This is a genomic window from Burkholderia stagnalis, assembly GCF_902830275.1.
Lineage (GTDB): Bacteria > Pseudomonadota > Gammaproteobacteria > Burkholderiales > Burkholderiaceae > Burkholderia > Burkholderia stagnalis.
Map to the genome: position 1 here is coordinate 1 of NZ_CADESW010000012.1, position 17981 is coordinate 17981.

19 protein-coding genes are annotated in these 17981 nt (G+C 66.1%); 2 read left to right on the top strand and 17 right to left on the bottom strand.

Features of this window, described 5'->3' with window-relative positions; all coding sequences use genetic code 11:
* From HWY45_RS20560 to HWY45_RS20585, 6 genes are all read right to left on the bottom strand, one after another.
* The coding region (locus HWY45_RS20560) for an acyl-CoA dehydrogenase N-terminal domain-containing protein (protein WP_176118385.1) at nt 1–194 on the bottom strand (194 nt) is incomplete at its 3' end.
* A 107-nt stretch (nt 195–301) separates the two neighbouring features.
* Nucleotides 302–1237: an electron transfer flavoprotein subunit alpha/FixB family protein gene (locus HWY45_RS20565; protein ID WP_059884855.1), complete on the bottom strand. Its 936-nt coding sequence runs from the start codon at nt 1235–1237 to the stop codon at nt 302–304.
* A 15-nt stretch (nt 1238–1252) separates the two neighbouring features.
* On the bottom strand, nt 1253–2002 hold the full coding sequence (locus tag HWY45_RS20570; RefSeq protein WP_059563435.1) for an electron transfer flavoprotein subunit beta/FixA family protein: 750 nt from the start codon (nt 2000–2002) through the stop codon (nt 1253–1255).
* 229 nt (nt 2003–2231) lie between these two features.
* Nucleotides 2232–3029, bottom strand: coding sequence for a MetQ/NlpA family ABC transporter substrate-binding protein (locus HWY45_RS20575; RefSeq protein ID WP_059884856.1), 798 nt, complete (start codon nt 3027–3029; stop codon nt 2232–2234).
* Nucleotides 3030–3059: 30 nt separating this feature from the next.
* Complete coding sequence (locus HWY45_RS20580) at nt 3060–3713, bottom strand: methionine ABC transporter permease (RefSeq protein ID WP_059563433.1); 654 nt, start codon at nt 3711–3713, stop codon at nt 3060–3062.
* Nucleotides 3703–4737: a methionine ABC transporter ATP-binding protein gene (locus HWY45_RS20585; RefSeq protein WP_059563432.1), complete on the bottom strand. Its 1035-nt coding sequence runs from the start codon at nt 4735–4737 to the stop codon at nt 3703–3705. Before HWY45_RS20585 ends, HWY45_RS20580 begins: the two co-directional genes overlap by 11 nt.
* A gap of 229 nt (nt 4738–4966) precedes the next feature.
* Between HWY45_RS20585 and HWY45_RS20590 the strand changes: the two genes are divergently transcribed.
* The gene (locus HWY45_RS20590) at nt 4967–5872 is read left to right on the top strand and encodes an alpha/beta hydrolase (RefSeq protein WP_059884859.1); all 906 of its coding nucleotides are present in this window, start codon (nt 4967–4969) and stop codon (nt 5870–5872) included.
* Nucleotides 5873–5888: 16 nt separating this feature from the next.
* Here HWY45_RS20590 and HWY45_RS20595 read toward each other — a convergent pair whose 3' ends face one another.
* The gene (locus HWY45_RS20595) at nt 5889–6812 is read right to left on the bottom strand and encodes a histone deacetylase family protein (protein WP_059885058.1); all 924 of its coding nucleotides are present in this window, start codon (nt 6810–6812) and stop codon (nt 5889–5891) included.
* A 168-nt stretch (nt 6813–6980) separates the two neighbouring features.
* Here HWY45_RS20595 and mltB point away from each other — a divergent pair, with 168 nt between their 5' ends.
* Nucleotides 6981–8201: a lytic murein transglycosylase B gene (gene mltB / locus HWY45_RS20600; protein ID WP_059563430.1), complete on the top strand. Its 1221-nt coding sequence runs from the start codon at nt 6981–6983 to the stop codon at nt 8199–8201.
* Between the two features lie 68 nt (nt 8202–8269).
* Here the strand turns inward: mltB and cysM are convergent, their stop codons facing one another.
* The 10 genes from cysM to cmk form a co-directional block, all read right to left on the bottom strand.
* Nucleotides 8270–9172: a cysteine synthase CysM gene (cysM, locus tag HWY45_RS20605; RefSeq protein ID WP_017333096.1), complete on the bottom strand. Its 903-nt coding sequence runs from the start codon at nt 9170–9172 to the stop codon at nt 8270–8272.
* A 221-nt stretch (nt 9173–9393) separates the two neighbouring features.
* Nucleotides 9394–9753: a ComEA family DNA-binding protein gene (locus HWY45_RS20610; RefSeq protein WP_059802218.1), complete on the bottom strand. Its 360-nt coding sequence runs from the start codon at nt 9751–9753 to the stop codon at nt 9394–9396.
* A 74-nt stretch (nt 9754–9827) separates the two neighbouring features.
* Complete coding sequence (rfaD, locus tag HWY45_RS20615) at nt 9828–10820, bottom strand: ADP-glyceromanno-heptose 6-epimerase (protein WP_059884861.1); 993 nt, start codon at nt 10818–10820, stop codon at nt 9828–9830.
* A 65-nt stretch (nt 10821–10885) separates the two neighbouring features.
* Entirely contained in the window at nt 10886–11836 is a 951-nt protein-coding gene (rfaE1, locus tag HWY45_RS20620) for a D-glycero-beta-D-manno-heptose-7-phosphate kinase (protein ID WP_059563427.1), read from the bottom strand.
* Between the two features lie 7 nt (nt 11837–11843).
* Nucleotides 11844–13244: a UDP-glucose dehydrogenase family protein gene (locus tag HWY45_RS20625; RefSeq protein WP_059884864.1), complete on the bottom strand. Its 1401-nt coding sequence runs from the start codon at nt 13242–13244 to the stop codon at nt 11844–11846.
* A 93-nt stretch (nt 13245–13337) separates the two neighbouring features.
* Nucleotides 13338–14510 (bottom strand): lipopolysaccharide assembly protein LapB, encoded by a 1173-nt coding sequence (lapB, locus tag HWY45_RS20630; protein WP_059802220.1) that lies wholly within the window; start codon nt 14508–14510, stop codon nt 13338–13340.
* Nucleotides 14511–14568: 58 nt separating this feature from the next.
* On the bottom strand, nt 14569–14862 hold the full coding sequence (locus tag HWY45_RS20635; RefSeq protein WP_059884865.1) for a LapA family protein: 294 nt from the start codon (nt 14860–14862) through the stop codon (nt 14569–14571).
* 221 nt (nt 14863–15083) lie between these two features.
* Complete coding sequence (locus HWY45_RS20640; protein WP_026044908.1) at nt 15084–15407, bottom strand: integration host factor subunit beta; 324 nt, start codon at nt 15405–15407, stop codon at nt 15084–15086.
* 22 nt (nt 15408–15429) lie between these two features.
* Nucleotides 15430–17142, bottom strand: coding sequence for a 30S ribosomal protein S1 (gene rpsA, locus HWY45_RS20645; RefSeq protein WP_059563423.1), 1713 nt, complete (start codon nt 17140–17142; stop codon nt 15430–15432).
* A gap of 141 nt (nt 17143–17283) precedes the next feature.
* Nucleotides 17284–17970, bottom strand: coding sequence for a (d)CMP kinase (gene cmk / locus HWY45_RS20650; RefSeq protein WP_059563422.1), 687 nt, complete (start codon nt 17968–17970; stop codon nt 17284–17286).
* Nucleotides 17971–17981: the final 11 nt, after the last annotated feature.

Consider the following 17981-nt stretch of genomic DNA (forward strand, 5'->3'; position numbering starts at 1 on the left):
CTGCTCGGGTTGCGATCGCCTTCGACGTTCAGCGGCGCCAGCACCTCGCCGCAGAATTTCGCGGATTCGTCGAGCACGGCCTGCGCGGTGTCGAAACCCGCATCCTCGAAGCCCGGCAACTGCGCAACGGCGTCGATGCCGGCGAGTTCCTTCAGCACGAACAGCATGTCCTTGACGGGGGCGATGTAGCTCATCGTTGCTCCTCCTTCTTCTGCTTATGGCGTAAAAAAAGGGGCGCTCGTCGCGCCCCTCGTATCGTGTGCTTACCGCTGAAGCATCAGCTGCGGCGCATCACGCCGCATCAGCCCAGTTCGCTCACGAGTTCCGGCACGAGCGTGAACAGGTCACCGACGAGGCCGTAGTCGGCCACGCTGAAGATCGGCGCTTCCGGATCCTTGTTGATCGCGACGATCACCTTCGAATCCTTCATGCCGGCCAGGTGCTGGATCGCACCCGAGATACCGACCGCGATGTACAGCTGCGGCGCGACAATCTTGCCGGTCTGGCCGACCTGGTAGTCGTTCGGCACGTAGCCGGCGTCGACTGCGGCGCGCGATGCGCCGAGTGCCGCCGACAGCTTGTCGGCCAGCGGCTCCAGCACCTTCGTGTAGTTCTCGCCGCTGCCCAGGCCACGGCCGCCCGACACGATGATGTTCGCCGACGTCAGCTCCGGACGGTCCAGCTTCGTCACTTCACGGCTCACGAACTGCGACTTGCCTGCGTCGGCTGCCGCTTCGATCTTCTCGACCGCTGCGCTGCCGCCTTCGGCCGCCACCGGATCGAAGCCCGTCGCACGCACCGTGATCACCTTGATCGGGTCGCTCGATTGCACCGTTGCGATCGCGTTGCCCGCGTAGATCGGGCGCTCGAACGTGTCGGCCGAATCGACTGCCGTGATGTCCGAGATCTGCGCGACGTCCAGCTTCGCGGCGATGCGCGGCGCGATGTTCTTGCCGTAGGCCGTCGCCGGCGCGAGGATGTGCGAGTAATCCTTCGCGATGTTCAGCGCGGTCGCTTCGACGTTTTCCGCGAGGCCTTCGGCCAGTTGCGGCGCGTCGGCCAGCAGCACCTTCGAAACACCAGCGATCTTCGCTGCCGCATCCGCCGCGCCCTGCGCGTTGTGGCCTGCAACCAGCACGTGAATGTCGCCGCCGATCTTCGTCGCCGCCGCCACCGTGTTCAGCGTGGCCGCCTTGATCGACGCGTTGTCGTGTTCTGCAATTACCAGAATCGTCATTTCTTTCCGCTCCCCTTACAGCACCTTGGCTTCGGTCTTCAGCTTCTCGACCAGCGTCTTCACGTCCGGCACCTTCACGCCGGCCGCGCGCTTCGGCGGCTCCGCCACCTTCAGCGTCTTCAGGCGCGGCGTCACGTCCACGCCGAGGTCTTCCGGCTTCACGGTTTCCAGCGGCTTCTTCTTCGCCTTCATGATGTTCGGCAGCGTCACGTAGCGCGGCTCGTTCAGGCGCAGGTCGGTCGTCACGACCGCCGGCAGCGTCAGCGACAGCGTTTCCGCGCCGCCGTCGATTTCACGCGCCACCGTGGCCTTGCCGTCCGCCACCGTCACCTTCGATGCAAACGTCGCCTGCGGCAGGCCCGCCAGCGCGGCCAGCATCTGGCCCGTCTGGTTCGAGTCGTCGTCGATGGCCTGCTTGCCGAGGATCACCAGCTGCGGCTTTTCCTTGTCGACCAGCGCCTTCAGGATCTTCGCGACGGCCAGCGGCTCGACGCCGTCGTTCGACTCGACGAGGATCGCGCGATCCGCGCCGATCGCCAGCGCCGTGCGCAGCGTTTCCTGCGCTTGCGTCACGCCAACCGACACCGCGATCACTTCGGTCGCCACGCCCGCTTCCTTCAGGCGCACCGCTTCCTCAACCGCGATTTCGTCGAACGGGTTCATCGACATCTTCACGTTCGCAATGTCGACGCCCGTGTTGTCCGACTTCACGCGGACCTTCACGTTGTAATCGACCACTCTTTTCACTGGCACCAGGATTTTCATGCACACGCTCCAAAGTTACGAATACGACCAGAGGCCATTTTATAGCGAGGCCTCGTGACTGCGCGGCCAAGCGGACCCATCCATCGTGGATGTCGAGGATACCGCTTCTTGGCGACGCGCCAATGATATCGAACGGTCGTTCTATTTTAAAAGAGAAAAAACCCGGACGCAAAGCCCGGGTTTTCGATCATCGACTCTAATCGCCGCCGGGCGCCCCGTGCGCCGCACGTTACCAGGCGGCGACGACCGCGCCGCCGAACTTGCCTTCGATGAACTGCTTCACCTCGGCCGAATGATAGGCCGCGACCAGCTGCGCGACCCACGGCTTGTTCCGGTCCGCCTCGCGGATCGCGATGATGTTCGCGTACGGGCCGTTCGGACCCTCGATCGCGATCGCGTCCTGTTTGGGCTTCAACCCCGCTTCCATCGCGAAGTTGGTGTTGATCGCTGCCGCGTCGACGTCGCCGAGCGAGCGCGGAATCTGCGCCGCATCGAGCTCGACGATCTTCAGCTTCCTCGGATTGTCGACGATGTCGAGCGGCGTCGCCTTCAGCCCCGCATCCGCACGCAGTTTCAGCACGCCCTGCTTCTGCAGCAACAGCAGCGCGCGGCCGCCATTCGTCGGATCGTTGGGGATCGCGACGCGCGCGCCGGGCTTCAGCTCGGCCAGCGACTTCACGCGCTTCGAATAGACGCCCATCGGGAACGTCACGGTCTCGGCCACCTTGATCAGCTTGTAGCCACGGTCCTTCACCTGCGCCTGCAGATACGGATCGTGCTGGTAGCTGTTCGCGTCGAGGTCGCCGGCGGCGAGCGCCGCGTTCGGCTGCACATAGTCGGAGAACTCGATGATCCGGATGTCGAGGCCGCTCTTTGCCGCGACCTTCTTCACCGCCTCCATCACCTGCGCGTGCGGGCCGCCCGTGACGCCGACCTTGATGGTCTCCGCACGGGCCGGTGCGCCCGCCGCGAACAGTGTGGCCGCGCCGAGCGCCGCCGCCAGCTTCAGCATGAATCGTCGTTGCATCGTCTTTCCCCCAAGCGCAAGAATGTCGTCTTATTTGTGGCTGAGCCGCCGCACGAGCCAGTCGCCGAACGACTGCACCAGCTGCACGAACACGATCAGGATCGCGACCACCGTCCACATCACTTCCGGCAGGTAACGCTGGTAGCCGTAACGGATGCCGAGGTCGCCAAGCCCGCCGCCGCCGATTGCGCCCGCCATCGCCGAATAGCCGACGAGCGACACGAACGTGATCGTCAGCCCGGCGACGACGCCCGGCAGCGATTCCGGCAGCAGCACCTTGAAGACGATCTGCGAGGTCGTCGCGCCCATCGATTGCGCGGCCTCGATCAGCCCGCGGTCCACTTCGCGCAGCGCGGTCTCGACGAGCCGCGCGATGAACGGCGCGGCCGCGAGCGTCAGCGGCACGACTGCCGCGGCGGTGCCGATCGACGAACCGGTGACGAGCCGCGTGAACGGAATCACCGCGACCAGCAGGATGATGAACGGCGTCGAACGCACCGCGTTCACGATACCGCCGAGCACGCGGTTCACCGCAAGGTTCTGCAGCACGCCCTGGCGGTCGGTCAGGTACAGCAGCACGCCGAGCGGCAGCCCGACGAGCGCGCCGACCACGCCCGAGATGCCGACCATGATCAGCGTCTCCCAGAACGACTGCACGAACATGTCGAACATTTCACTCAACATACGAAAGCTCCTCCACCACCACGCCTTGCTCGCGCAGGAACGCGAGCGCCTGTCCGACCTTGCCCGGCTCGCCGCCCGCGAGCACCGCGAGCGAACCGAATGCCTGGCCCTGGATCTCGTCGATCTGGCCGTGCAGGATGTTGAAATCGAGCTCGTAGCGGCGGATCGTCTCCGACAGGATCGGCTGGTCGACGCCCGAACCCGTGAACGCGAGGCGCAGCAGGTGGCCGCTGCCGGTCTTGAGCCGCTCGGCCACGCGCGCCTTCAGCGCAGGCGGCAGCTCCTGCGCGATCACGTCGCCGATCAGCGCGCGCGTCACTTCGTGGTGCGGCTGCAGGAACACGTCGATGACCTTGCCTTCCTCGACCACGCGCCCGGCATCGAGCACCGCGACGCGGTCGCAGACCTGCTTGATCACTTCCATCTGGTGCGTGATCAGCACGATCGTCAGGCCGAGCTCGCGGTTGATGCGCTTCAGCAGGTCGAGGATCGCGCGGGTCGTTTCCGGGTCGAGCGCCGACGTCGCTTCGTCCGACAGCAGCACCTTCGGCTCGCTCGCGAGCGCGCGCGCGATGCCGACCCGCTGCTTCTGGCCGCCGCTGATCTGCGCCGGATAGCGGTCCTTCTGCGCGGACAGCCCGACGAGGTCGAGCAGCGGCAGCACCGCGGCCTCGATGTCGGCGCGGCTCGCACCGGCCAGCTCGAGCGGCAGCGCGACGTTGTCGAACACCGTGCGCGACGACAGCAGGTTGAAGTGCTGGAAGATCATGCCGATCTCGCGGCGCGCTTCACGCAGCGCACGCGCGGGCAGCAGCGTCAGGTCGCGCCCGCCGACGACGACATTGCCTTCGGTCGGCCGGGTCAGCAGGTTGATGGTGCGCACGAGCGTGCTCTTGCCGGCGCCGCTGCGGCCGATGATGCCGAACACCTCGCCCTGGGGAACCGTCAGATTGACGTTGTGCAGCGCCTCGACCCATCCATTCGGCCCCGGGAAGCGCTGCGACAGATTACGTAATTCGATCATGTAAACAAAACGGCGGACGGCTGTGGAGCTGCCTGTGCAGGCCCCGCCAGTCGGCCGCCGATGCATCTGGAATAGCCGGCGATTCTACCGCAATCCACTAATTCCCCTTAATAATCGATTTCGATCTTTTCATAACTGATCGAAATTAGAGGGCAGCGCTGGCGCGTGGCGGCGGCGCGGCGTCTATGATCGGGAGCGCGAATGCCAACGAACGAAGGAGACACGCCAGATGACTGCCACCCCGAGCCCGGCCGCCGCACCCGCCTCCGCCCCGCCCGCGTCGCACCCGCCGCGCATGGGGCGGCTGCGCACTGCCGACGGGCTCGAGCTGGCGTCGTACCGCTGGCTGGCCGGCGAAGGCGCGCCGCGCGCGACGGTTGCGCTCGTGCACGGCCTCGCCGAGCATGCGGGACGCTACGCCGCGCTCGCCGCGCGCCTGAACGCGGCCGGCATCGACGTGCTCGCCGTCGACCTGCGCGGGCATGGCCAGTCGCCGGGCAAGCGCGCGTGGGTCGAGCGCTTCGACGGCTACCTGAACGACGCGGATGCGCTCGTCGACAAGGCCGCGCGCGGCGGCGCGCCGCTGTTCCTGATGGGGCACAGCATGGGCGGTGCGGTCGCCGCACTGTATGCGATCGAGCGCGCGGCGGCACGCGGCCGCACGCTTGCAGGCCTTGTGCTGTCGAGCCCCGCGCTGGCGCCGGGCCGCGACGTGCCGCGCTGGATGCTCGCGGTCAGCCGCGTGATCAGCCGCGTGTGGCCGACCTTTCCGGCGATCCGGATCGATCCGGCGCTGCTGTCGCGCGATCCGGCGGTGGTCGAGGCCAACCGCACCGACCCGCTCGTGCATCACGCGGCCGTGCCCGCGCGCACCGGCGCGGAGATCCTCGATGCGATGGCGCGCATCGAGCGCGGCCGCGGCGCGCTGCGCGTGCCGGTGCTCGTCTATCACGGCACCGACGACAAGCTGACCGAGCCCGACGGCAGCCGCGCGTTCGGCGCGCGCGTCGGCTCGCCCGACCGCACGCTCACGCTATACGAGGGCGGCTTCCACGAGACGATGAACGATCTCGACCGCGAGCGCGTGATCGGCGCGCTGATCGCGTGGATTCACGCGCGCGCGCCGGCGCGCTGAGCGCGGCGGCGCGGCGTCAGATGCCGGCCAGCGCGCGCAGATGCGCGACGACGCTGCGCCCGAGCGCGGACAGGTTGTAACCGCCCTCGAGGCAGCTGACGATGCGGCCCTGCGCGTGACGGCGCGCGACGTCCACGACCTGCGCGGTCAGCCATTCGAAGTCCGCCTCGACAAGGCCGAGGCCGCCGATATCGTCCTCGCGGTGCGCGTCGAAGCCCGCCGACACGAACAGCATCTGCGGCTTGAACGCTTCGAGGCGCGGCAGCCAGAACATGTCGACCGCCTCGCGGATCGCCATCCCGTTGCTGCGCGCGGGCATCGGCAGGTTGACCATGTTGGGCGCCTGGTGCTCGGCGCCCGAGAACGGATACAGCGGATGCTGGAAGAAGCTGCACATCAGCACGCACTCGTCGTTCGCGAACGCCGCTTCGGTGCCGTTGCCGTGATGCACGTCGAAGTCGACGATCGCGACGCGCTCGAGCCCGTGCACGTCGAGCGCATGCCGCGCCGCGATCGCGACGTTATTGAAGAAGCAGAAGCCCATCGCGCGCGCCGGCTCCGCGTGATGGCCGGGCGGCCGCACGCTGCAGAACGCATTGTCGTAGCGCCCCTCGATCACCGCGTCGGTCGCCGCGATCGCGGCGCCGGCTGCGCGCAGCGCCGCGCGCCACGTATCGCGGTTCATCAGCGTATCGGGATCGATCTCGACGTAGCCGTCGACCGGCGTCATGCTTCGGATATAGTCGATATGCGCCTGCGTATGCACGCGCGCGAGCGCCACTTCGCTCGCGAACGGCGCGGTCTCGTGCGCGATCAGGTCGTCGATGCGGCTGGCAATCAGCTGGTCCTGGATCGCCGACAGCCGGGCCGGGCATTCCGGATGCCATTCCCCCATCTCGTGCAGCATGCAGTCGGGGTGCGTATAAAAGGCGGTTGCCATAAGCGTCGTCCGCGGCGCGCCGGCGCCGCAGGTCTCCATCGATAAGGTCCATCGTCTGTCGCGAATTCGCCGCTAACTTACCACAACGGAAGGCCGAACCGCCCCGATGTGCCAGATGCGTCGGGTATACTGCGCCGAACACATTCGCCCTGTCCGACCCGGTTCGTCATGAATTACAACAAGCCTGCCGCATCTCCCGCCGCGCTGTCCCGCCTCCGTCTCCCGTTCATTGCCGCCGTCCTCGCCGCCGCGTTCTGTGCCGCGCCGGCCGGCGCGCAGACGAAGACGGCGAAGCCCGCCGGCAAGCTCGTCGCGCAGGCCCAGCCGCAACAGGCGGCGCAGCAAGGGCAAACCTTCGAGGAAGAGATCGTCCCGCAGCGCTACGCGAACAATACGCAGGTGGATTCATTCATCGACGAGATGGCGAGCCGCCACGGCTTCGATCAGGCGAGCCTGCGCACGCTGTTTTCACGCGTGAGCTACTCGGCGACCGCGGTCAAGCTCGTGAAGCCTGCGCCGACGCCGTCGGTCAAGAACTGGCGCCTGTATCGCTCGCGCTTCATCGAGCCGATCCGCATCAATGCGGGCGTGAAGTTCTGGAAAGCGAACCAGGCGACGCTGCAGCGCGCGTCGGAGCAATTCGGCGTACCGCCGGAGGTGATCGTCGGCATCATCGGCGTCGAGACGATCTACGGCCGCTACATGGGCAACTTCCGCGTGCTCGACGCGCTGACGACGCTCACCTTCGACTATCCGGACACGCCGAACCGCGACAGCCGCCAGGCGACGTTCCGCAAGAACCTCGAGGATTTCCTCGTCTGGACGCGCGACAGCCGGCTCGACCCGACGACCGTGCTCGGCTCGTACACGGGCGCGATCGGCATCCCGCAGTTCCTGCCGAGCAGCATCCGCGAATATGCGGTCGATTTCGAAGGCAACGGCCACGTCGACCTGCGCAACAGCCCGGCCGATGCGATCGGCAGCGTCGCGAACTACCTGAAGCAGCACGGTTGGGAAACCAACCGGCCGGTGGTCTGGCAGATCGCGCCCGACACGGGCAGCCAGGGCATCGCGCAAGCCGCGGCGGACGGGCAGCCAGAGCCGCACTGGGCACTGTCGCAACTGCTGCGCGCGGGCCTGACGCTCAACGAGCCGACGATCAACGTGGCCGGCGAGGCAGACACGCCGGTGACCGTCGTCGATCTGCCGTCGCCGGGGCGCGCGACCGAATACATGCTCGGGCTCAAGAATTTCTACGTGCTGACGCGCTACAACCGCAGCTTCTTCTACGCGCTCGCGGTCTACGAGCTCGGCGAAAGCGTGAAGGCGCAGATGGAAGCGAACGGTGCGCTCGCGCCCGCCGACTCGAATACGCAGGCACCACAGTAAAGCATCACGCACGGACAACAAAAAACGCCGCATCGCGGCGTTTTTTTATTGCGTGCGAACGATAACGCTTACGCGGGAAATACACCCGTCGACAGGTAGCGGTCGCCGCGGTCGCAGATGATGAACACGATCGTCGCGTTCTCGACCTGCCGCGCGATGCGCATCGCGACTTCGCACGCGCCGCCCGACGAGATGCCCGCGAAGATCCCTTCGACGGCCGCGAGCTTGCGCGCCATCGCTTCGGAGGCCGCCTGGCTCACGCTCTCGACGCGGTCGACCCGGCTGCGATCGAAAATCTTCGGCAGGTAGGCTTCCGGCCACTTGCGGATGCCCGGGATGCGCGAGCCCTCTTCCGGTTGCGCGCCGACGATCTCGATCTTCTCGTTGCGCTCCTTCAGGTACTGCGACACGCCCATGATCGTGCCGGTCGTGCCCATCGCCGACACGAAGTGCGTGATGCGGCCGTCCGTGTCGCGCCAGATTTCCGGCCCCGTCGCTTCGTAGTGCGCGAGCGGGTTGTCGAGGTTCGCGAACTGGTCGAGGATCACGCCCTTGCCTTCGCGCTGCATCTGCTCCGCGAGATCGCGCGCCAGCTCCATCCCGCCCTTCACCGGCGTGAGGATGATTTCCGCGCCGTATGCGGCCATGCTCTGGCGGCGCTCGACCGACAGATCCTCCGGCATGATCAGCACCATCTTGTAGCCGCGGATCGCCGCGGCCATCGCGAGCGCGATGCCCGTGTTGCCGCTCGTCGCCTCGATCAGCGTATCGCCCGGCTTGATGCGGCCACGCTGCTCGGCCTTGCGGATCATCGACAGCGCCGGACGATCCTTCACGGACCCCGCCGGATTGTTGCCTTCGAGTTTCGCGAGAATCACGTTGTTGCGCGCGCGAATCTCGTCATCCGGCAGGCGGACCAGTTGCACGAGCGGCGTGTTGCCGATCGTGTCTTCGATAGTTTTGTAAGCCATGGAGATACCGTGAGTACGAGGCTGATCAATCGGTCGATTGTAAACCAGCGACGCAGCACACGCGTTCTACCCCCTTCGCCGCGATGGAATACCCGCACCCGGCGACGGCATGCGCGCGGCATCGCCACGCAAAAAACCCGCGGCATGCCGCGGGAAACCGTCGCAATGACGACGGCTGAAGGAGCCTGTTCGTCCGGCTCGCGTACGCGATCGCTCGAACGCTATTTCTGTGCGGTGCGCGCCGCGCCGGGCTTGGCCGGCGCAGTCGCCGTCGCCGGGGCAGTCGGTGCGGCAGCGGATTTCGCCGCGGCAGCCGGCGGCGCCGCGCCAACCGTCAGCCCTTCGCGCTGCAGGCGCTCGACGGTGTGACCGCCCATCCCCTTCACGCGTGCCGCGAGGTCGTCCGCATTCTTGAACGGCCCCCGCGCATTGCGTTCGTCGAGAATCGCCTTGGCCCTCGCGGGCCCGATGCCCTTGATGCCGAGGAGCGCATCCTCGCTCGCGGCATTGACGTCGACGGCCGCCCACGCCGACGCGATCGCGCCGAACAGGGCTGCCGCAGCGAACCATTTCTTGATCATGTTCCGGATCTCCAAGTGAAAACGGCCGGCGGCCGCCGACCGTGAGACCCAGTCTAAGGAATCGGCGCGCCGGCTTAAACCTGGCCGGACAGCCAACGTACGTAACGGTCGACGCCTTCCTGCACCGTCAGGAACGGCGCATCGTAGCCGGCCGCGCGCAGCTTCGTCTGGTCCGCCTGCGTGAAGCACTGGTACTTGCCGCGCAGCGCGTCCGGGAACGGCACGTATTCGATCAGCCCCTGCTCGACCTGCTGCGCGAGCGTCAGCGGCGGCAGGTTGTCGAGCGCGCGCAGCGTGTTGACCACCGACGTCGCGACGTCGTTGAACGGCTGCGCGCGGCCGGTGCCGAGGTTGAAGATGCCCGACTTCTCCGGATGATCGAAGAAGAACAGGTTCACCTTCACGACGTCCTCGACCGACACGAAATCGCGCGTCTGCTCGCCCGGCGCGTAGCCGTTGTATTCGCCGAACAGCTTGACCTTGCCTTCCGCGCGGAACTGGTTGAAGTTGTGGAACGCGACCGATGCCATGCGGCCCTTGTGCGTCTCGCGCGGGCCATACACGTTGAAGTAACGGAAGCCGGCGATCTGGCTCTTCGCGCTCGGAAGCACGCGGCGGATCACCTGGTCGAACAGGAACTTCGAATAGCCGTAGATGTTGAGCGGCGCCTCGACCTCGCGCTCCTCGACGAAGCGCGTCGAGCCGCCGTAGGTCGCTGCCGACGACGCGTACAGGAACTGCGCGCCCTGTGCGAGGCACGCATCGAGCACGCCGCGGCTGTAGCGGAAGTTGTTGTCCATCATGTAGCGGCCGTCGTGTTCCATCGTGTCCGAACACGCGCCTTCGTGGAACACCGCACGCACCTTGCCGAAATCGCCGCGCGCGAAGCGCTCGGCGAATTCGGTCTTGTCGAGGTAGTCGTCGATCTCGCAATCGACGAGGTTCTTGAACTTGTCCGCGCGCGTCAGATTGTCGACCGCAATGATGCGCGTCTCGCCGCGCTCGTTGAGCGCCTTGACGATGTTCGCGCCGATGAAACCGGCCGCGCCGGTGACGATGAGGGTCATGGTCGTCCTGTCTGAAAAAGTGACGAGGCAGCGCGCGGCGCAACGAGCGCGCCGCGCGCATGCGCTCAGTGAAACAGTTCGTCGTAGTCTACCGTGGCGGTGCCGAGCTTGCCGACCACGATCCCCGCCGCGCGATTCGCAAGCACGACCGCGTCGACGAGCGGCACGCCCGCGCCGAGCATCGTCGCGACCGTCGCGATCACCGTGTCGCCCGCGCCGGACACGTCGAACACTTCGCGCGCCAGCGCCGGCGCATGCAGCTCGCCCGCGCCGGAGAACAGCGTCATGCCCTCCTCCGAGCGCGTGAGCAGCAGCGCGTCGATGTCGAGCGACGCGCGCAGCTTCGCGACCCGCCCGCGCAGGTCGTCTTCCGATTTCCATTGCCCGACGACCTCGCGCAGCTCCGCGCGGTTCGGCGTGATCAACGACGCGCCGCGATAGCGCTCCCAGTCGTCGCCCTTCGGATCGACGAGCACGGGCCTGCCGGCCGCGCGCGCCTTCGCGATCATCGTCGTCACGTGCGTGAGGCCGCCCTTCGCGTAATCCGACATCAGGATCACGTCGTGCTGCGGCAGCAGCGCGTCGAAGCGCGCGAGCCCGGCAAGCAGCACCTCATGCGTCGGCGTCGCCTCGAAGTCGACGCGCAGCAGTTGCTGCTGGCGCGCAAGCACGCGCAGCTTGATCGTCGTCGGCAACGACGGATCGCGCTCGAGGTGCGGCGTCACGCCGCTCGTGCCGAGCAGCTCGACGATCCGCTCGCCCGGCTCGTCGCAGCCGACGACGCACAGCAGCCCGGCCTGGCCGCCGAGCGTCACCGCGTTGCGCGCGACGTTCGCCGCGCCGCCGAGGCGCTCTTCCTGGCGCTGCACGTGCACGACGGGCACCGGCGCTTCCGGCGAGATGCGGTCGACATTGCCGAACCAGTAGCGATCGAGCATCACGTCGCCGACGACGAGCACGCGCGAGCGCGCGATCTGCTCGCGCGGCACCGGGCCGATTTCACGAGGGGCGTTCATCGTCCGGTCATCCACGGGAAACGGTCTGGGGATCGACATGCGGACGCCCGATCGCGTAGTAGTCGATGCCGAGCTCGGCCATCGCATCCGGTTCGTACAGGTTGCGCCCGTCGAAGATCACCGGCGCTTTCAGTTCCGCCTTCAGGCGCGCGAAATCGGGGCTCCTGAATTCCTTCCACTCGGTGACGATCACGAGCGCATCCGCACCGGTCACCGCGACGTCCTGCGTGTCGACGAAATGCAGGCGCGACAGCGCATCGGGGTCCGCGCCGAGATCCAGCGCGAACACGCGCCGCGCCTCCTCGATCGCGACCGGGTCGTACGCGCGCACCGCCGCGCCGCGCTCGAGCAGCGCGGCGATCAGGCGGCGGCTCGGCGCCTCGCGCATGTCGTCGGTGTTCGGCTTGAATGCGAGGCCCCAGACCGCGAACTCGCGGCCGCTCAGATCCGCGCCGAAGCGCTGCTCGATCTTGCCGATCAGCACGCTCTTCTGCGCGTGATTGGCCGCCTCGACCGCCTCGAGGATGTGCAGCGGCTGGCCGTTCTCGCCCGCGGTGCGGATCAGCGCCTGCACGTCCTTCGGGAAGCACGAGCCGCCGTAGCCGACGCCCGCATACAGGAAGTGATAGCCGATGCGCGGATCGGAGCCGATCCCGCGCCGCACGGCTTCGATGTCGGCGCCGACCTTGTCGGCCAGGTTCGACATCTCGTTCATGAACGAGATGCGCGTCGCGAGCATTGCATTCGCCGCGTACTTCGAGAATTCCGCCGAGCGCACGTCCATGTAGATCGTGCGCTCGTGATTGCGGTTGAACGGCGCGTACAGCTTCTTCATCTTCTCGCGCGCGATCACGCCCACCTCGTCGTCATCGACGCCGATGATGATCCGGTCCGGGCGCATGAAGTCCTCGACCGCCGCGCCTTCCTTCAGGAATTCGGGATTCGACACGACCGAGAAGCGGTGCGCGACGCTGCCCGCGAGGCCGCGCGCGGCCAGCGCCTCGTCGACCACGCCGCGCACGCGCTGCGCGGTGCCGACCGGCACGGTCGACTTGTCGACGATCACCTTGAAGCCGGTCATGTGGCGGCCGATGTTGCGTGCCGCCTCGAGCACGTATTGCAGGTCGGCGGAGCCGTCTTCGTCGGGCGGCGTGCCGACCGCGATGAACTGGATCTCGCCGTGCGCGACGCTCGCCTCGACATCGGTCGAGAAGCGCAGGCGCCCCGCCGCGCGGTTGCGCGCGATGATGTCGAGCAGCCCTGGCTCGTGAATCGGCATGCCGCCGTTGTTCAGGATGTCGATCTTGCGCGGATCGACGTCGAGACAGAAGACGTCATGACCGATTTCCGCGAGACAGGAGCCCGTGACGAGACCGACGTACCCGGTGCCGATGATGGTGATTTTCATAGATGTTCCGGTAAGGGTTCCCGGTGATTGACTGACTTGGCCGCCGGGCCGGGCCCGGCGGCGTCCGCATCGCGTTCGTCCCGCCCGCGCCGATCAGTTCGGCACGGCAGGTTCGACGCGGCGCGGCGCATAGGTTTCCCAACCGCTGCAACCGGGGCACTGCCAGTAAAAGAGCCGTGCCCGGAAACCGCAATTCTGGCACGTATACCGTGGCAGATTTTTGGTGCGCTGCTTGATCAGCGCACGCATCATTTCAAGCTCCTTACGGCGCGGTTCGTCGGCCGCCGCGATCTGCGCATCGAGCAGGTGCAGCATGCCCGACAGATTCGGCGACTTCTCCATCTGCGTGCGCGCGAGCATGTGCGCGGCATCTTGCCCGCGCAATGCGGCGATGTGCTGGTACGCGATCTCGAGCAGGTCGTTCGACGCATAGCGGTCGACGTAGCCCATCAGCAGCTCCGCGCCTTCGCCGGCCCGGTCGAGCGCGATGAAAGCCTTCATCAGCTTGTCGGCGACGAGCGGCAGGTAGGCCGGGTTCTGCGCCTCGACGCGCTTCCAGTGCCCGATCGCGCCCGCGTGGTCGCCCGCCGCCGCCGCCGCATCGCCGGACAGGATCGTCGCGCGGACGTTCTGCGGATTCGCGACCAGCGCGAGCCGCAACTGCTCCGCGGCAGCCGCGGCGTTCTTGCGCTGCAGCGCCTCCTGCGCGAGCTCGCAATGGAACTGCGCGATCTCGGTGCCGAGTTGCCCCCCGCCCATCGACTCGATGCGCTTCGCGGTGTCGATCGACTTGTTCCAGTCCTTCTCGATCTCGTAGATCGTCAGCAGCGCACGCTGCGCGCCGAGCGCGCGGTCGCCGTCGGCCAGCATGTGGAAGGTTTCTTCCGCGCGATCGAGCAGGCCGGCCTTCAGGAAATCCTGGCCGAGTTCGTACAGCGCGTGATCACGCTCGTTGACGGGCAGGTCGGTGCGGCTCAGCAGGTTCTGATGCACGCGGATCGCGCGATCCGTCTCGCCGCGGCGGCGGAACAGGTTGCCGAGCGCGAAGTGCAGTTCGACCGTCTCGGGGTCGAGCTTCGCGACCTCGATGAACGCGTCGATCGCCTTGTCGGGTTGTTCGTTCAGCAGAAAATTCAGGCCGCGGAAATACGAGCGCGGCAGATTGGCGCTCTCCGACAGCAGATTCTTCAGGTCATAGCGCGATGCGGCCCAGCCAAGCGCAAAAGCGACCGGAATCGCGAGCAACCACCAGAAATCCAGATCCATGCGAAATATCGAAGCGGAAACGAAAACCGCGCGGCGTTTCGCGCGGCTCACAGGGTCGTTAAATGACCGGCGGCATCGGCGGTTGGTCGACGATGGCCGGGGTTTCGCGCGCCGTGCGCAAGTCGCGCTTCAGGCGCCCGTTCTCGAGGCGCATGCGGAAGATCGAGGGCAGCGCGGACAGCAGGCCGGCCGCCAGGCCGACCGCGAAGAAGGCGAGACCGATCAGGATCAACGGAGCTTGCCAGGCGTACCCGGCGAGGAAATTCAGCGTCGCGGCTTGCGTATTGGCCAATGCGAGCACCAGCAACAGCACGAACACCAATACCCGGATCAGCCAGACGATAAATTTCATGAAGCCCTCTCTTGATTGAGATTTCACCGCGGCGCACGCGACTCCCCCTCGCCACGCCGAATCGACCCGTATTGTAAAGGATGCGTTTCTGCGACAGCGCATCCGTTTCGCGCGTGCGCCGGCACGCATCGAATGCTTGCCGCGAAAACAAAAAAGCGCCCCGCGAGGGGGCGCTCTTCTTCAGCCTTTGCTGGATGGGTTCCAGGCAGGCCGGATGACGTTCAACGATCGTCGTCCGGGTCCTCGGGCTTCAACGGTTCGCCGGCCCGGCCGTCGACGCGTTCGCGCAATTCCTTGCCGGGCTTGAAGTGCGGCACGAACTTCTCGGGCACCTGCACTTTCTCCCCCGACTTCGGGTTGCGCCCGACGCGCGCCGGGCGACGGTTGAGGCCGAAGCTGCCGAAGCCCCGAATTTCGATGCGATGCCCTTTGGACAGAGCTTCGGACATCGCATCGAGCATCGTTTTCACCGCGAAATCCGCATCCTTGAGGACAAGTTGCGGAAATCGCGATGCCAGCTGTGCGACCAACTCGGATTTGGTCATACTTCAGCAGACCTCGTAAGGCTTACTGGTTCTGGCCGTCGAGCTTGGCCTTCAGCAGCGCGCCGAGGTTCGTCGTGCCGGTTGCCGCTGCGCTGCTGTCGGACTGCAGGCCACGGATCGCCTCTTGCTGCTCGGCCGAATCCTTCGCCTTGATCGACAGGTTGATGCCGCGCGACTTGCGATCGATGTTGATCACCATCGCGTTGACCTTGTCGCCTTCCTTCAGCACGTTGCGAGCGTCTTCCACGCGGTCTTGCGAGATTTCCGACGCGCGCAGGTAGCCTTCGACGTCGCCGGTCAGCGTGACCACGGCACCCTTCGCATCGACCGACTTCACCACGCCGTCGACGATCGAACCCTTGTCGTTCATTGCAACGTAGTTGCTGAACGGGTCGCCTTCGAGCTGCTTGATGCCCAGCGAAATGCGTTCCTTCTCGACGTCGATGCCGAGCACGATCGCTTCCACTTCGTCGCCCTTCTTGTACTTGCGGACGGCTTCCTCGCCAGCTTCGCTCCACGACAGGTCCGACAGGTGGACCAGGCCGTCGATGCCGCCCGGCAGACCGATGAACACGCCGAAGTCGGTGATCGACTTGATCGCGCCCGTGATCTTGTCGCCCTTCTTGAAGTTGCGGCTGAAGTCATCCCACGGGTTCGGCTTGCACTGCTTCATGCCGAGGCTGATACGACGACGGTCTTCGTCGATCTCGAGGACCATGACTTCGACTTCGTCGCCCAGCTGGACAACCTTCGACGGAGCGACGTTCTTGTTCGTCCAGTCCATTTCCGACACGTGGACCAGGCCTTCGATGCCCGATTCCACTTCGACGAATGCGCCGTAGTCGGTGATGTTCGTGACCTTGCCGAACAGGCGCGTGCCCGACGGGTAACGGCGCGAGATGCCTTCCCACGGATCGTCGCCCAGTTGCTTGATGCCCAGCGAGACGCGGTTCTTCTCTTGGTCGAACTTGAGGATCTTCGCGGTGACTTCCTGGCCAACCGACAGGACTTCGCTCGGGTGACGCACGCGGCGCCATGCGATGTCGGTGATGTGCAGCAGGCCGTCGATGCCGCCGAGGTCCACGAACGCGCCGTAGTCGGTGATGTTCTTGACCACGCCGTTGACGATCGCGCCTTCCTTCAGCGTCTCGAGCAGCTTCGCGCGCTCTTCGCCTTGGGTTGCTTCGATCACTGCGCGGCGCGACAGCACGACGTTGTTACGCTTGCGGTCGAGCTTGATGACGCGGAACTCGAGCGTCTTGCCTTCGTACGGGGTCGTGTCCTTGACCGGACGCGTGTCGACCAGCGAACCCGGCAGGAACGCGCGGATGCCGTTGACCATCACGGTCATGCCGCCCTTCACCTTGCCGGTGATCGTGCCGGTGACGAGTTCGTTGTTGTCGAGGGCCTTTTCCAGCGACAGCCACGATGCAAGGCGCTTCGCCTTGTCGCGCGACAGGATCGTGTCGCCGTAGCCGTTTTCGAGCGCGTCGATCGCGACGGACACGAAATCGCCCGCCTGCACCTCAACCTCGCCCTGATCGTTCAGGAATTCCTCGATCGGAATGTAAGCCTCGGACTTGAGGCCTGCATTGACGACCACGAAGTTGTGGTCGACGCGCACGACTTCGGCGGAAATCACTTCGCCGGCGCGCATGTCTTGGCGGGTCAGCGACTCTTCGAACAGAGCCGCAAAGGATTCGGTATTCGGGTTGGAGGTTTGCAGGTCGGACATAAAAATCTGATTGTGCATGGATCGCAGGGCCGCGCCGTCCGGAATGGTCGGCTACGAGGGCCAGAGCGAAAGCCACACGGGGTTAAGGGTTGAAACACGCTTCGCGCTTGCGCGCGAAGCACCTACTGCCACCCCGCCTTCTCAGGCGGGCTGACCGGGCGCCCGATACCACTGCAGCACTTGATCGACCGCCTGATCGACCGAGAGCGCCGACGTATCGAGCAGCCTGGCGTCTGCCGCGGGCTTCAACGGCGCGGCCGCACGATTGCTGTCGCGCGCGTCGCGTTCTCGAAGATCCCGGAGCAAGTTATCAATATTAGCAGAAAAACCTTTTTGCATCAATTGCTTATGCCGTCTGGCCGCGCGCGCCTCGACGCTGGCCGTCAGAAACACCTTCAGCACGGCGTCCGGGAAGATCACCGTGCCCATGTCGCGGCCGTCCGCGACGAGGCCCGGCGTCTTGCGGAACGCGCGCTGGCGGGCGACGAGCGCGGTGCGCACCGGCGCATGCACGGCGATCGCGGACGCGCGATTGCCGACCGCCTCCGCACGAATGTCGTTCGACACGTCGACGCCGTCGAGCTGCGCGCAGCCCTCGCGGAACGTGATGTGGAGATCGTCGATCAGTTTCACGAGCGCGTCGACGTCTTCGGCTGCGATGTCGTAGCGCATGCTCGCGAGCGCGGCGAGACGGTACAGCGCGCCGCTGTCGAGCAGGTGAAAGCCGAGGTGGGCGGCAACGAGCGCCGCGACGGTGCCCTTGCCGGATGCGGTCGGGCCATCGATCGTGATGACCGGGGTCGGGTGAAAGGGTCGGTTGGATTTCATCGAAAATACGG

Coding starts and splice junctions, on each gene's coding strand:
- HWY45_RS20565 (WP_059884855.1), bottom strand. CDS start 1,237: ATGACGATTCTGGTAATTGCAGAACACGACAACGCGTCGATCAAGGCG.
- HWY45_RS20570 (WP_059563435.1), bottom strand. CDS start 2,002: ATGAAAATCCTGGTGCCAGTGAAAAGAGTGGTCGATTACAACGTGAAG.
- HWY45_RS20575 (WP_059884856.1), bottom strand. CDS start 3,029: ATGCAACGACGATTCATGCTGAAGCTGGCGGCGGCGCTCGGCGCGGCC.
- HWY45_RS20580 (WP_059563433.1), bottom strand. CDS start 3,713: ATGTTGAGTGAAATGTTCGACATGTTCGTGCAGTCGTTCTGGGAGACG.
- HWY45_RS20585 (WP_059563432.1), bottom strand. CDS start 4,737: ATGATCGAATTACGTAATCTGTCGCAGCGCTTCCCGGGGCCGAATGGA.
- HWY45_RS20590 (WP_059884859.1), top strand. CDS start 4,967: ATGACTGCCACCCCGAGCCCGGCCGCCGCACCCGCCTCCGCCCCGCCC.
- HWY45_RS20595 (WP_059885058.1), bottom strand. CDS start 6,812: ATGGCAACCGCCTTTTATACGCACCCCGACTGCATGCTGCACGAGATG.
- mltB (WP_059563430.1), top strand. CDS start 6,981: ATGAATTACAACAAGCCTGCCGCATCTCCCGCCGCGCTGTCCCGCCTC.
- cysM (WP_017333096.1), bottom strand. CDS start 9,172: ATGGCTTACAAAACTATCGAAGACACGATCGGCAACACGCCGCTCGTG.
- HWY45_RS20610 (WP_059802218.1), bottom strand. CDS start 9,753: ATGATCAAGAAATGGTTCGCTGCGGCAGCCCTGTTCGGCGCGATCGCG.
- rfaD (WP_059884861.1), bottom strand. CDS start 10,820: ATGACCCTCATCGTCACCGGCGCGGCCGGTTTCATCGGCGCGAACATC.
- rfaE1 (WP_059563427.1), bottom strand. CDS start 11,836: ATGAACGCCCCTCGTGAAATCGGCCCGGTGCCGCGCGAGCAGATCGCG.
- HWY45_RS20625 (WP_059884864.1), bottom strand. CDS start 13,244: ATGAAAATCACCATCATCGGCACCGGGTACGTCGGTCTCGTCACGGGC.
- lapB (WP_059802220.1), bottom strand. CDS start 14,510: ATGGATCTGGATTTCTGGTGGTTGCTCGCGATTCCGGTCGCTTTTGCG.
- HWY45_RS20635 (WP_059884865.1), bottom strand. CDS start 14,862: ATGAAATTTATCGTCTGGCTGATCCGGGTATTGGTGTTCGTGCTGTTG.
- HWY45_RS20640 (WP_026044908.1), bottom strand. CDS start 15,407: ATGACCAAATCCGAGTTGGTCGCACAGCTGGCATCGCGATTTCCGCAA.
- rpsA (WP_059563423.1), bottom strand. CDS start 17,142: ATGTCCGACCTGCAAACCTCCAACCCGAATACCGAATCCTTTGCGGCT.
- cmk (WP_059563422.1), bottom strand. CDS start 17,970: ATGAAATCCAACCGACCCTTTCACCCGACCCCGGTCATCACGATCGAT.